At 57.3% G+C, this 12,896-nt stretch carries 11 protein-coding genes; 4 read left to right on the top strand and 7 right to left on the bottom strand.

All coding sequences use genetic code 11. The annotated features are described in order from the left end of the window. From APH42_RS20985 to APH42_RS20975, 3 genes are all read left to right on the top strand, one after another. On the top strand, window positions 1-1,278 hold a 1,278-nt coding region (locus tag APH42_RS20985; RefSeq protein WP_305728947.1), incomplete at its 5' end, for an OprO/OprP family phosphate-selective porin. A gap of 297 nt (window positions 1,279-1,575) precedes the next feature. Further along, a complete protein-coding gene (locus tag APH42_RS20980) occupies window positions 1,576-2,601 on the top strand; it encodes a hypothetical protein (RefSeq protein WP_059183345.1) in 1,026 nt (341 codons plus the stop codon). Window positions 2,602-2,730: 129 nt separating this feature from the next. Beyond that, window positions 2,731-2,955 (top strand): hypothetical protein, encoded by a 225-nt coding sequence (locus APH42_RS20975; RefSeq protein ID WP_059183346.1) that lies wholly within the window; start codon window positions 2,731-2,733, stop codon window positions 2,953-2,955. Between the two features lie 444 nt (window positions 2,956-3,399). On the opposite strand, the gene APH42_RS20970 is transcribed toward APH42_RS20975, so the two are convergent. From APH42_RS20970 to APH42_RS20960, 3 genes are all read right to left on the bottom strand, one after another. Beyond that, window positions 3,400-5,487, bottom strand: a complete 2,088-nt coding sequence (locus APH42_RS20970; RefSeq protein ID WP_059183347.1) for a heavy metal translocating P-type ATPase — start codon at window positions 5,485-5,487, stop codon at window positions 3,400-3,402. 554 nt (window positions 5,488-6,041) lie between these two features. Then, on the bottom strand, window positions 6,042-6,686 hold the full coding sequence (locus APH42_RS20965; RefSeq protein ID WP_059183348.1) for a thioredoxin domain-containing protein: 645 nt from the start codon (window positions 6,684-6,686) through the stop codon (window positions 6,042-6,044). Continuing rightward, window positions 6,683-7,120: a disulfide bond formation protein B gene (locus APH42_RS20960; protein WP_059183349.1), complete on the bottom strand. Its 438-nt coding sequence runs from the start codon at window positions 7,118-7,120 to the stop codon at window positions 6,683-6,685. The genes APH42_RS20965 and APH42_RS20960 overlap by 4 nt, the downstream gene beginning before the upstream one ends. A 636-nt stretch (window positions 7,121-7,756) precedes the next feature. Here APH42_RS20960 and APH42_RS20955 point away from each other — a divergent pair. Next, window positions 7,757-8,167: a helix-turn-helix domain-containing protein gene (locus tag APH42_RS20955; RefSeq protein WP_059183350.1), complete on the top strand. Its 411-nt coding sequence runs from the start codon at window positions 7,757-7,759 to the stop codon at window positions 8,165-8,167. A 7-nt stretch (window positions 8,168-8,174) separates the two neighbouring features. On the opposite strand, the gene APH42_RS30560 is transcribed toward APH42_RS20955, so the two are convergent. The 4 genes from APH42_RS30560 to APH42_RS20935 all read right to left on the bottom strand — a co-directional run bounded on the left by APH42_RS30560 (window position 8,175) and on the right by APH42_RS20935 (window position 12,824). Next, the gene (locus tag APH42_RS30560) at window positions 8,175-8,798 is read right to left on the bottom strand and encodes a HAMP domain-containing sensor histidine kinase (protein WP_229609829.1); all 624 of its coding nucleotides are present in this window, start codon (window positions 8,796-8,798) and stop codon (window positions 8,175-8,177) included. A 134-nt stretch (window positions 8,799-8,932) separates the two neighbouring features. After that, window positions 8,933-9,610, bottom strand: coding sequence for a hypothetical protein (locus APH42_RS30555; protein ID WP_060494134.1), 678 nt, complete (start codon window positions 9,608-9,610; stop codon window positions 8,933-8,935). Window positions 9,611-10,300: 690 nt separating this feature from the next. After that, entirely contained in the window at window positions 10,301-12,298 is a 1,998-nt protein-coding gene (locus APH42_RS20940) for a heavy metal translocating P-type ATPase (RefSeq protein WP_059183352.1), read from the bottom strand. 202 nt (window positions 12,299-12,500) lie between these two features. Further along, window positions 12,501-12,824, bottom strand: a complete 324-nt coding sequence (locus tag APH42_RS20935; RefSeq protein ID WP_059183353.1) for a DUF2790 domain-containing protein — start codon at window positions 12,822-12,824, stop codon at window positions 12,501-12,503. Between the last annotated feature and the right edge of the window lie 72 nt (window positions 12,825-12,896).

Below are 12,896 nucleotides of genomic sequence, written 5' to 3'. Positions count from 1 at the left end.
CTGTTGGCTGCCGCAATAATAGGCACATTTTCCTCGCAAGCATTCTCCGGAACAGTAACCACTGACGGAGCTGACATCGTTCTGAAGACCAAGGGCGGTCTTGAAGTATCGACTTCTGACAAGGAATTCAGTTTCAAACTGGGCGGCCGAGTTCAGGCCGATTACGGCCGGTTCGATGGTGTCTTCACCAAGAATGGCGATACCGCTGACGCAGGGTACTTCCGTCGCGCCTACCTTGAGCTCGGCGGCGTGCTGTACCGCGATTGGAAGTATCAGCTCAACTACGACCTTTCCCGCAACACGGGCAACGACTCCGACGGCTACTTCGACGAAGCCAGCCTGACCTACACCGGCTTCAAGCCGGTCCAACTGCGGTTCGGCCGTTTCTATACCGACTTCGGTCTTGAGAAAGCCACAAGTTCGAAGTGGACCACCGCCATGGAGCGGAACCTCTCGTACGACCTGGCGGACTGGATCAACGACAACGCCGGCATGGGTGTACAAGCCACCAGCACCATCGCTGACATGGCTTATGTCTCCGGTAGCGTGTTCAGTGAAACCAACAACAACTCGGATGGCGACAGCACCAAGCGCTACAACGTACGTGGCGTGTTCGCACCACTGCACAGTGATGGCAACGTCCTGCACGTCGGTGCTCAGTACGCTTACCGCGACCTCAAAAACAGTGCGGTCGATACCCGGATTCGTTCGCGTCTGGGCGTTCGCGGTGTAGATACCAATGGCGGCGGCGATGCCGGCACCAACGGTAACCGCATGCTGTTTGGCGGTGCCGCCGCACAAGATGGCCTGTGGAAGGACGATTCGGTCTGGGGTCTCGAAGGTGCCTGGGCCACCGGCCCGTTCTCGGTGCAAGCGGAATACCTTCGCCGCAAGCTGAAAGCTGACCAGGCCAACAACGACATGAAGGCCTCCGGTTACTACGCCCAGATGGCTTACACCCTGACCGGCGAGCCGCGTATCTACAAGCTCGACGGTGCCAAGTTCGACACTATCAAACCAGAGAACAAGGAACTGGGGGCCTGGGAAGTCTTCTACCGCTTTGACGATATCAAGGTCGAAGACGGCAACCTGGTCACCGCAGCGGACCAATCAAACGAGCGCAAGGCCAAGAGCCACACTGTGGGTGTGAACTGGTACGTCAACGAGGCGGTGAAAGTCAGTGCCAACTACATCAACGTGCGTACCGACAATAACGAGAACACCGTGGGCGACGACAGCGGCAATGCCATCGTGACCCGTCTGCAATACGTCTTCTAATCCCTCTCATCAGTCTGACGTGAGAAAGCCGGAAGCGCTGTATGTGCTTCCGGCTTTCCTGTTTCTGACGTGATCAAGCATGGAGCGCCCTCCTCCTACCTGCTTTTGCTTACCGATGACCTCTCTTGCCAACGCTCGGCGAATCTGGTGTGATTGCCGCGTCGGGCTTTGCATGGTGGCCGTGCAAGCAAATCAAACCTGACTCCTACTCATGATTGAACCTGATTCGACGTCCAGCTTCGCGTCTAACGGCCCTACAAGCGCAGCTACCCCAACGTCGCTCTTTAGGGGATAGTCATGTCTGCCAAAAAGCTGCTTCAACCTCTCGCTGCTCAGCTGCACGCCTCGTTTTCGGCTTCTGGCCGCCTGTATTCTCACCAGGACATCCACCAGCTGTTCCACGCGGCCATCGGCTCCGTTGCACCGCAAGTAGCCTCCCAAGACAAGCTCCCAATCCAGGTCAGTCGTGACAACGACACACGGCAGTACAACCTCTACGCGGCGGTCGAGCGTGCGAAAAAGTGCTTGGGATTGACCGATCTTCAAGCAGTCGGTGTGGCAGAAGAGGTCATCGAGGTGCTACGAACCGCGGGAATCGGCGTGAACCAGGTTCGCCTGCTTCTTGACCCCACCTTCACCTCGAAGACTCGCAAAAAGGCCTTCAAAGCCCTCTGCAAGAATCTGGATCTGAACGAGCTCGGCGATCGGTTCGTCCCCAAGACGGCCACGTTGGCCATCGCTGCTGGTATTGCGCCGCCTCCCAACATGTCGTGGAAGGATCGCTTCGCCTTGGCTGCAAATTCCCCTATGCGCGGGCCAAGCGAGCTCATCAGCATGGTGAACCGAGATGAGTGTTATTTGTGGGTATTCCCACCGACTGACCATCATGCGACGGCTCCAGCGACGCATGACCGTTTCTTTGGTGAAAAGACCCATCCGAGCGCAGAAATGGGCATGGGTTTCAGCATCATCGATTCCGGCTGGACCCGCCCCAAGTACCCGCTCGCCAGGCAGTCACAAGAGACCTTCATCCAGTATTCGCTTTCTGCGCCGATGTGGTCCTGGCGCGCACAAAGTGACACCTGGCGCCTGGGAAACATCCTGCGCTCCAGGATCCTTGACGGAGCTCCTTGGCATAACGAGCCTCTGAGCGATGTGTTGCCAGAGGGTTTGAAGTCTCTGCCGCGGATCTATGGGTGCGAAACCTGCCGAACGCTGTTCATCGAGAAACACAGCGGCTATCCGGATGTACCCACTCAGTGCCAGTGCGGGGATGCGAGCAGCACCGATGACCAAAACGAGCCACCTGCTCTCAATAGCTGATTTTCTTTCGGTGGCGGGGCTTTGCCCTCCCCTGAAGGGATTGGCTATGGGAGCGGGATTCGCTCAGCCCAAACCTGAAGGTGCCGCCACCTAACCGAGCGATATGAGCTGAATGCTCGCGGAGTAGATATGCAGAACAGTAAAAACAAACAAGACACCCTGGCGGCGATCAATGCGCTTGTCGAGATTGCGTATGATCAGGGATTTTCGGACGGACACGGAGTCGGCAATCAAGTCGGTTTTGTAGGCGGTGTGATGAGCCTCAAAGCTGCCTTGGCCTGCGGTTTACGGCATGGCTCACCTGAGTGTGGTAAGGCCCTTGAAAGCCTCAAGCGTATCGGTATCGACGAGTGAGTGAATAGCACCGGTCGTGCGCTATCTGCGCCCGCCCGGTGCTTCTACTCCAGGATCAGCTGGCCCACTAATCAAGGCAGCCTTTCTCGCTATTGCAGAGCCTTCATTCAGAATTTCATTTTGAATCCTGATATGGCTGGGCACAAAGCCCAATGACTCAGAGAAGCGATGCGCGTCAGGGCGAGCGCGGTCGCAGGTGAGCTTTACTATGACGCAGCCAAGTTCGCGAGCTTGTTCAAATGCCCACGAATAGGTTACGACCCAAACCACTTCACGCATATCTTCATGCACCCTCGCCGCTTTAATTTGGGCACGTCACGAGCCTAGGTAGAAAATGTTAGGCGTGTAGGGCAATTGCAGGGTAACCGCTCATCATTTTTGCTATACCACTCCCTTGCGATTGAATTGCGCTCTAAGATCTCAGGCCGTTCAGCAATGGGCCATTCACTTTTTCAAGAGCCGCAGACCATTTAGTACCACCAGCAAACTGACCCCCACGTCCGCAAAAACTGCCATCCACATCGTGGCGAGCCCCATCAGGGTGAAGGTCAAAAACAGTGCTTTGATCCCTAGCGCGAAGTAGATGTTTTGCTTGAGGATGCTGACAGTATCCCGCGACAGTTGCACGAATGCAGGGACCTTGCGCAGGTCGTCATCCATCAGCGCGACATCTGCCGTCTCAATCGCGGTACCGGTACCTGCTGCGCCCATGGCGAAGCCGATCTGGGATTTAGCCAACGCCGGCGAGTCGTTAATACCGTCACCTACCATGCCCACTATATGATTGGCCTTCTGGAGCTTGCCAATCACATCGAGCTTATCTGCTGGAAGCAAGTTTCCGCGCGCCTGGTCGATGCCTAGGCTCCTACCAATGGCCTCAGCGGTATGCTCGTTGTCGCCAGACAGCATCGCAGTCTTGATGCCGAGTTGGTGGAGAGCCTCGATGGCCTTTTGGCTCGAAGGTTTGATAGTGTCGGCCACTCCGAAAATGGCAAGCACACGTTGTGTGTCGAGCAGCGCAACTACCGTTTTACCCTCACGCTCCAGCGCATCCATGGCGCCGGTAAGGATGGGTGTGGTCAAGCTCAGCTCACTGACAAGGCGGTAATTGCCCAGGTAGTAGAGGTGACCGCCAATGACACCCTGGATGCCTCGCCCTGGCAGCGCCTCGAACTGCTCGACATCGGCCAACTGGTCCAGCGAATCCGACGCTGCTTTGGCGATTGCCTGGGAAACCGGGTGGTCGGAGCGGACCGCCAGGCTGGCCGCGATCAGTTCAGGGGAAACGTCAGCGACTTCACCCCACAGACGGTAATCTGTTTGTACGGGTTTGCCATGTGTCAGTGTCCCGGTCTTATCGAAGGCAATGAAACTGAGCTTGGCGCCAAGCTCTAGGTAGATACCGCCTTTGACGAGAATCCCCTTCCGCGTCGCGGCAGTCAGCCCGCTGACGATGGTTACCGGCGTTGAAATGACCAACGCGCAAGGACAAGCGACCACCAACAGAACGAGCGCACGGTAGATCCATTCGGTCCAGACGCCAGCCATGAACAGTGGTGGGACGACCGCAATGGCAACCGCGAAAAAGAACACTGCCGGTGTATAGATTCGGGCAAAACGATCCACGAATCGCTGAGTCGGCGCCCGCGAGTTCTGTGCCTCCTCGACCGCGTGGATAATCCGCGCCAATGTCGTATCGCTGGCCTTGGCCGTCACGCGGTACTCGACCGAGCCAGACTCGTTGACCGTGCCCGCATACACGGGGTCACCCACAGTCTTGTCCACGGGCAAGCTCTCACCGGTGATCGGAGCCTGATTGACCGCCGAACTCCCCGAGATCACCTCACCATCCAGGCCTATGCGCTCGCCTGGGCGCACGCGCACAATAGCCCACAGCTCAACACCTTTGACCTCGACCTCCCGCCAACTGCCATCGTGCTGCTGCACTGTGGCGCGGTCAGGCGTCAGATCAATCAGGCCTTTGATTGCATTGCGTGCGCGATCCAGGGATCTCGCCTCAACCCGCTCGGCCAGCGTGAACAGCACCATGACCATCGCCGCTTCCGGCCATTGGCCAATGAGCGCCGCACCCGTGACAGCAATGCTCATCAGCGCATTGATGTTCAGGTTCAGGTTACGCAGCGAAATCCAACCCTTCTTGTAGGTGGACGGACCTCCCAACGCGATGGCCAACAAGGCCATAAGGGCCACCACCCACTCAGGTGCGGCGGCGGTGAAGTGCAGCACTTCCGAGAACACTGCGGCGATCCCGGCCAATCCAATGGTCCACCAGCGGCTTACGTGGGCATTGGGCGCTACAACCTTGGCTGCCGAGTCGCTGCCCTGCCCAGACGAAGCCGCCGGCACGGCTTGCATGCCCAGTGCATGAATGGCGGCCACGATCTGGCTACTGTCAGCCAGCTCGTGCCAGACACCCATCGTCCTGTTCATCATGTTGAATTCCAGGGCATGAATGCCGGTGACCTTCTTCAGTTTCGCTTCGATCATGGTCTGCTCGGTTGGGCAGCACATTTGGGCGATGCTGAATCTTTCGAACTGACCGCGCCGCTCTCCCGTGGGCGCACGCGATTCATCAACCTTCACATTAGCGCTGGCATGGACGAACAGCGGAGTAGAAGCGTTCGCGGCAGTTGCTGGCTCCGCCAGTGCATACAGCGTGGAGGACGATGCGGCTCGTGCAACCGGAGACGAAGCGCAACAGCCTGTCGCACAGCTCTCGACCGAGGACTGCTCAGTCTCAACCTTGCACGCCTCCCCTGAGGTGCAGCATGCATCAGCTTGTTCTTCCTGCTTGTCCGGTGCAGGGCTACCTACCGGCTCGGCTAACTTGTAAAGGCCAGACTCCTGGGCAGACAGCTTCGGCGAATTCCCCTGGCAGCAGGATGAGGATTGAGCATTCACATCAGCCGCTGCCGCTGGGTCGAACACTTCGACAGCGCCTTTGGTGTTGGAGGGTTTGTCACCGCAGCAGCTTTTCATAGGCAGTTCCTGAGCATCGATGGACATCAGTAAACACCCTATAGCGACTATAGGGACAAGGGGCATCGTTGACAGTTAGGTCACGCTCAGCGTGACTGGCTGATCTCGCTACGGATCAGGTCGTACAGCGGTTGCGCACCAAATGACAGCAGCGGCTTGCCATTCACGAAGAATGTCGGCGTGCCTTTGACCCCCAGTGTTTTGGCATCCTGAGTGTCTCGCTCGATGGCTGCGATGATGTCCGGCGACATCATGTGCGAGCGCGCTTTGTCGACGTCCAATCCGGCCAAGGCAGCGGCTTCCCACGCAGCCGCAGCCGTGGCGTCGTCATGCCATTGCGGCTGAGATTCCAGGACGGCTTCCAGCACAGGCGCAAATACACCCTGCTTGCGCGCAGCCTCCAGTAAGCGAATGGCCTCCTCAGAGCCAACGTGCAAGCGCACATAGCGCAGGACCAGCCTGACGTCCTCGGGGTGTTTGGCCATCATCTGTTTGACGATCGGATAGAACGCCCGGCAGCTTTCACATGATGGGTCGAAGAACTCCACAATGGTGACTGGAGCCTTGGCGGGCCCGAAACTGGGTGCATTGAAACGCAGCAGCGCGCTGGTGGATTGCACCGGCACGGCCACCTCCGGTGCGGGCTCTTTACCTTTGTAGATGAATGCAGCCGCCAGGAAACCCGCGATGGCAAGGAGGCTGATGATGATGACCGCAGTGCGTCTGCTCATGGTTTGGCGTTCCGACGAAGAAGCAAGAGAAGAATGATCAGGAGGGTGAATGCAGCCAGCGAGAGTGAGGGCAAGGGCAGTACGCCCATCATCGTCATGTCCACTCCTGAGCATGAAGGACCTGTGCCGCAGGGCTTGATGGCTTCCGGGATGACGGCGAAGTACAAAAGGTTGTGATACAGGGCTGCAAGCCAACCCGCGGCTGCGAGTGGTACGGCATAGCGCCAGATGTCCGAATCACACCGTACCGTCGCGACGGCAAGCATGATGGCCAGCGGGAACATGAACGCTCGTTGATACCAGCACAACACGCAGGGCTCCTGCCCCATAACTTCACCCACGAACAGCACTACCAGCGTCGAAACGAGTGCCAGCAACCAAGCCGTGAACAGCAGCCCGGCGTCGCTCGGTAACGTTTTTGATGTTGCATCCATAGAGAGAAGCCCGGTCGAGTTCTGAGGCGGAATCGACAATCAACACTGTCGAGGGTCTGAGTATAAGCATCAGGGTTCTAGCGGCTATAAGGTCAACCCTGGTGCTCTGTGCGTATCACTGACTTGCCCGGGCCTCCCAGTACGCCTGGAGTTGGCAGTTGAGTAAGCAGACTACGATCAGAACCGCGAGCAATGCCGAAGGCAGCGGCCCTATGGTTTCGCCGGCATGTCGAACCCAGCGGATGTTACCCTCTGCTGGGCCAATGTCCGGCTGCAAATACACCAGCAGATCGAAGAGGCCAGCGTGCCTGCTGCTGCCGCTGAGAGTAGCCCCCGATAAAGGGCGCTCTGGCCGTGGCGATACAGCGCTGTCGACGCCAGCCACAGGATTGGCACGAGCAGCATCAACTGAACAAGACAAATCACCCCAGGCGCTTGAGCCAACACCACTTCCTGCCCCCAGAGCATCACATTCAGCGCCAACGCGAGAAACCAAGCGGCCACAAGCAGCCCTCGCGGCAAACGTGTCGCCCCACTACTCACAAGGACATAGATCCGCGCCGTACTTCATGCAGTTCGCTCCCTCAAGTCGGTTCGCGTAGACTCAGGGTTATAGCAACTATAAGGTCAAGCTCCATGAGCGAAACAACGTTGAGCATCGGTGAACTGGCCAAGGCGACGCAGACGAAGGCCGTGACCATCCGTTACTACGAGCAGCTCGGGCTGCTGCCGCCAAGTGGCCGCACCGCCGCGGGCTACCGGATCTACGGGGAAGCTGAGCGTGACAGGCTGCTGTTTGTGCGCCGCAGCCGTGGCCTGGGTTTCACCCTCGATGATGTCCGTGAGCTTCTGGGGTTCGCTGACCACCGCGAAGCGTCCTGTGCGGCCGTGGACGCGAAGGTCGCCCAACAATTGAGTCAGGTGAAAAGCCGCATACGCGACCTGAAAGCCCTTGAGGCTGAATTGCAGCGGCTGCTGGGATGTTGCAAAGGCGGTGTGATCGAAGAGTGTCGCATCATCGAGTCGCTGACCCGGCACGACTGCTGACTCTTGTTCAGCAACGGAAGCGCAGGCTGGCTCGGGTGCCTTGCGGTTCGAGGTTGAGCAACGTCGCCTCGCCGCCAAAATGCTCCATCACCTGGCTGACCATGAACAGGCCGATGCCCAGGCCACCCTGCTTGGTGGTGTAGAACGATTTGAACGCGGATATCTCCTGCTGACGGGAAATCCCGGGGCCGGTGTCGTCAATCAACAGAAGTGCTTCGGCGGTGCCTGAGCGCTTTAGCGACAAGCGCAATTCTCCGCCCTCTGGCATCGCCTCGATCGCATTGGCCAGCACACTGTTGAGGACCTGTCCCAGCAACAAGGTGTGACTGATCACCTCGACCTTACCGCTGATCGCCAGCGTAGTGCGAATCCGCGATTGCTGAAGCTGTGCCTCGAAACTGCTCACCGCCTCACGGGTGATGGCCACCAGGTCCACGGATTCTGCCTCGCCGCGCAGCGACCGCAGGTATTGCAGCAGATCATTCACCCACCCCGACATCCGGTCGACCTGCGCAATGATATCCGCGATGTTTCCAACGGCTGGCTGACTTGGCATGACCTGTGCCAGTTCCGCACTGCTGCGGATGCTTGCCAATGGGTTGCGCAGACTGTGTGCGACTGCGGTGGACATCTCCACCAAGCCGGCATACGTCTTGTTTGCCACCAACTGGTCCTGCTGCTCGGTCAGCAGTCGCGCCGCTCGCCACACGATCCAGAACAGACCGAAGTAGATTGCCATCCCACCCAGTGCTGTTGCGGCCCAGATCAGCCTGCGACCGCGCTCCAACCGCTCGAAGAGATCGACTGGCTCCTTGTAGATCTCGACCATCGCCAAGACCTTGCCTTGATCATCCAGCAAGGGAATGTAGTTCTCGACGAAGAACATTTTCGGTGACCGAGTGAACTGTTGCTCTGGTTTGCCAGGCTCGACTTCGTCGTACCGGGCACTGACTCGCCCCCTGAGCGAAAAGCGCTATCCAGCACGCTATCGTGTTCAAGCTTGCGGCCCACCAATTGAGGGTTGGTGGACCAGATGACCTCTTTGTCCGGCGAGAAGATGGTGGCCAACAGAAGGTCTGGAAGGTTGGACAGGTGATCGAGAAACTCTAATCGCGCCCGCTGACGATTCTCTGCGGTGCCCCGCGTGAGCATGCCGTAACGCACAGCGGACAAGACGTCACCCATCTTCATCCCCGTCAGGTCATGGTGACGAATTTCACCAACGGCGATCGACTGGATGAATTGAGCCGAAAGCAACGCATCGCGTTCCAAGCTTTCATTGACCAGAAAGCGCGTTGAAAACCCGGCAAGGCCGAGAGCCACCGCGCCGATGATGATGAAACTGGTCAGCGAGAAACGCAGCATCAGGTTGAGCGGTTCAGAACGCTCAGGAGGCCTCGCCCGAAATTGCCAGGTGCGCATCCGTCCAGAAAACAATCCCATCACGCCTCCTGGTCCTCGGCAGGTCCTTAGCAGGTGCCGGCCGAGAAAGTTGCTAATTCACCTCCCCTATACATGGGGAAAAGAATGGGCTTACCCAGTATTGGGGGATATCTCCATCGCAGCATTACTGCAATCTTCACGTTCTGGCTAAGAAAGCTGTTCACCGGTCATAGAAACCTTCAATTTTCGCACTCTGCGAAGCAACGTAAAAGCAGGCGCACTGAGGATCAGCAAATCCGATGCCAGAAGAGGACTCGCCGGAATATGGAGAAGATTTAGCCAAGCCCCCGCTCCAAGTCTTCCGGTCTAAGTAAAATCAACTTGATCTCCGCAACGAGATGGCTGTTACGGCTTTGGAAGTGGTTGATCATCTTCCATCGGCAGCTGGTACCACTCTCGTCCATGCTGTCTGACCGCGATGGCAAGCTAGGCAACGTCATTTTCCTGAATCTCTGCGGCAAACATATCAGTGACAAGCGCCATCGTTCCGGGCCTACCCCCTTGGTTTTAACCAAGACCGCTGGTTTAGATACCCGGACGGATCGTAAAAATCAGCATGCCCGGATAGCCTGGCGGCGCGATGTCATCGGACAGGGATGCGCCAGCTCAGGGACTGTTCACCAAGCTGGGCACCAGCAGCGATAAAAAGCGCCGTTCTCTATGTCGACAGGGACATTTTTATAATGAAAATTAGGTGCCTTTAGGGTAGGCCAACAGACGTAAGGCGTTGAATACTACCAACAGTGTTGAGCCCTCATGGATCGCAACAGCAGCGCCAATGCTCAAACCCATGATGGTTGACGGAACGAGGATGGCCACAATCCCCAAGCTGACGAACAGGTTCTGGCGAATGATCGATCGCGTGTGACGGCTCAGCCCCACCGCAAAGGGGAGTTGCCTGATGTCGTCAGCCATAAGCGCGATATCAGCCGTTTCCAGAGCCACATCGGATCCCGCAGCTCCCATTGCGATGCCCACGCTTGAGTTGGCCATGGCAGGGGCATCATTCACGCCGTCACCCACCATAGCTACACTGGAGCTAAGGCGGAGATTCTTGATGGCTTTGACCTTGTCCTCCGGCATCAGGTCTCCCCAAGCCTCATCCAAGCCAACTTGTCTGGCTACAGCTTCCGCAACGCGGTTGTGGTCACCAGAAATCATGACCATACGGCCGATGCCCATCTCTCTGAGTTTTTGGAGTGCCTCTTTGGCTCCCTCTCGGGGGGTATCCAGTAACCCGATAGCGCCCAGATCCTTGTCGGCGCGACGTACCACCATGGTAGTGCGGCCCGACTGACGCAGACGCTCTGCAGCCTCCAAGGCTGCTTTGCTCAGTGCGGGAACACCATCAGTACCGAACATCTCGACCTTGCCAATCCAGACGAACTGCCCATCAAGCTCAGCACGCACGCCGCGACCAATCATGTTGGTCATGTTCTTGGCTTGGAATCGGCGCCATGTGCCAATCATCTCTTCACCGTCACGCACAATTGCCGCAGCCAGCGGGTGGTCGCTCATCGACTCCACTGCGATGGCGACGTTTAGTAAATCCTCAATCTGCGTACCGCCTACGGGTATTACATCGGTGATACGTGGGCGCCCTTCGGTCAGGGTACCGGTCTTGTCGAATGCCATGGCATTCAAGGAGCCAAGCTCTTCAAGCGGCGCACCGCCCTTGATCAGTACCCCACCACGAGCTGCCCTGGCGATGCCCGATAGAATGGCGCTTGGTGTTGCGATCGCAAGCGCGCAGGGGCTGGCTGCAACCAGTACGGCCATCGCCCGGTAGAACGAGTCACGGAACGGCTCGTCAAGGAAAATGCCGGCAAAGATCAACCCTACCACTAGCAGCAAAACTAACGGGACGAATACGCGTTGAAAGCGGTCCGTGAATCGCTGGGTCGGTGACTTCCTGACCTCCGCTTCACTGACCATCTTGATGACCCGCGCCAGAGTACTTTCAGTGGAGCGCCGTGTTACCTCAACTTCGATGAGCGTTTCGCCATTGATGGTACCGGCGAAGACTTTGGAGGCTGCGTCCACTGCATCTGGCTTGCTCCGTGCGAGTTCAGCATCAACTACAGGCTGCTTGTCAACGGGGACGCTCTCACCGGTCACCGGCGCCTGGTTAATGCTTGAGGAGCCTACAACCACAAAGCCATCGGCAGGCAGGCGGTCATTGGGACGCACGATGACAACGTCACCGGGAACGAGAAGCTCCACCGGCATTTCCTGCGTTCCGTTTGTTCTGCGTACGATAGCGGTGGCCGGTGCGAGCTTGGACAGAGCCTCAATCGCTTTCTTCGCCCGCCCCATCGCGTAGCTTTCAAGGGAATGCCCCAAACTGAACAGGAACAGCAGCAGAGCCCCCTCCGCCCAGGCGCCAATGCTCGCGGCACCGGCTGCGGCGAGAAGCATTAGCGAATCGATGTCAAAGCGTTTCTGGCGGATATTGCTGATCGCTTCCTTGGTGGTGAACCATCCACCGAAAACGTAGGCCGACACGTACAAAACCAGCTGTAGTCGATCAATTAGGTCGAGTTTTCCTGCGAGGGCTCCGGCCCCCAGGAGAGCACCACAGATCAGCGCGAAAATCAGCTCGGTGTTCATGCCAAAAATGCCGCCATGCTCATGGCTATGACCTTCATGCCCGGCTTGATCATCAGGGCGTTCAATCAAACTCTTCATAACTCGTCCCTTCTGGGGTCAAGGCTTCCAATTGCCCTCTGCAGTTGGGAGCCGTCGCTATTAATTAGCTAACATCTAATGCACGGTTTGCCCGGGCCCAGGCGTTAACATTCCGAACCTATGGTGGTATCGGGCGTAATAAAAAATGCCAGGCGCTGCCTGGCATTTATGAATGCTCTAGTTGTTCTGTTCAACTTGCTTACTACTTGTTGTTGATACATTGCGAATACATCGAGTAACGAACGGTCTTGAGCGTGCCCTGGGAGTCCTCGAAGGTCATCAACCGTGGGTAGACTTGGCAAGTACGGGGGTCCTGCGACTGACGCACGAACTTAGCAACGTCTATCTTCATACCATATTTGTAATCCTGAATCTCTGGCATTGGCTTGCCATTCTTCTCTGCGTACGTAGCCACTGCGGTCTGGTGTTCCTTGGTGTATTGCAGCTGCTTGCTCTCGGAGAAAGTGTTGGCCTGCGAAGCCATCGAGAAAACAACAAGTGCAGCAGCGATAATTATCTTTTTCATAAAACCCTCTCAATTTCAAATCTTCTCGGGCATAACCTTAGCAATGCATAGGCATCACCGGCATGACGAGAA

Origin of the sequence: Pseudomonas sp. NBRC 111140, assembly GCF_001320885.1 — a bacterium.
GTDB classification, from domain to species: Bacteria; Pseudomonadota; Gammaproteobacteria; order Pseudomonadales; family Pseudomonadaceae; genus Aquipseudomonas; species Aquipseudomonas putida_P.
This window is presented reverse-complemented; position numbering and strand designations above follow the sequence as displayed.

Excerpts from the sequence above, each read along its gene's own strand:
- APH42_RS20980 (WP_059183345.1), top strand. The coding sequence starts at position 1,576 with ATGTCTGCCAAAAAGCTGCTTCAACCTCTCGCTGCTCAGCTGCACGCC.
- APH42_RS20975 (WP_059183346.1), top strand. The coding sequence starts at position 2,731 with ATGCAGAACAGTAAAAACAAACAAGACACCCTGGCGGCGATCAATGCG.
- APH42_RS20970 (WP_059183347.1), bottom strand. The coding sequence starts at position 5,487 with ATGTGCTGCCCAACCGAGCAGACCATGATCGAAGCGAAACTGAAGAAG.
- APH42_RS20965 (WP_059183348.1), bottom strand. The coding sequence starts at position 6,686 with ATGAGCAGACGCACTGCGGTCATCATCATCAGCCTCCTTGCCATCGCG.
- APH42_RS20960 (WP_059183349.1), bottom strand. The coding sequence starts at position 7,120 with ATGGATGCAACATCAAAAACGTTACCGAGCGACGCCGGGCTGCTGTTC.
- APH42_RS20955 (WP_059183350.1), top strand. The coding sequence starts at position 7,757 with ATGAGCGAAACAACGTTGAGCATCGGTGAACTGGCCAAGGCGACGCAG.
- APH42_RS30560 (WP_229609829.1), bottom strand. The coding sequence starts at position 8,798 with ATGTCCACCGCAGTCGCACACAGTCTGCGCAACCCATTGGCAAGCATC.
- APH42_RS30555 (WP_060494134.1), bottom strand. The coding sequence starts at position 9,610 with ATGGGATTGTTTTCTGGACGGATGCGCACCTGGCAATTTCGGGCGAGG.
- APH42_RS20940 (WP_059183352.1), bottom strand. The coding sequence starts at position 12,298 with ATGAAGAGTTTGATTGAACGCCCTGATGATCAAGCCGGGCATGAAGGT.
- APH42_RS20935 (WP_059183353.1), bottom strand. The coding sequence starts at position 12,824 with ATGAAAAAGATAATTATCGCTGCTGCACTTGTTGTTTTCTCGATGGCT.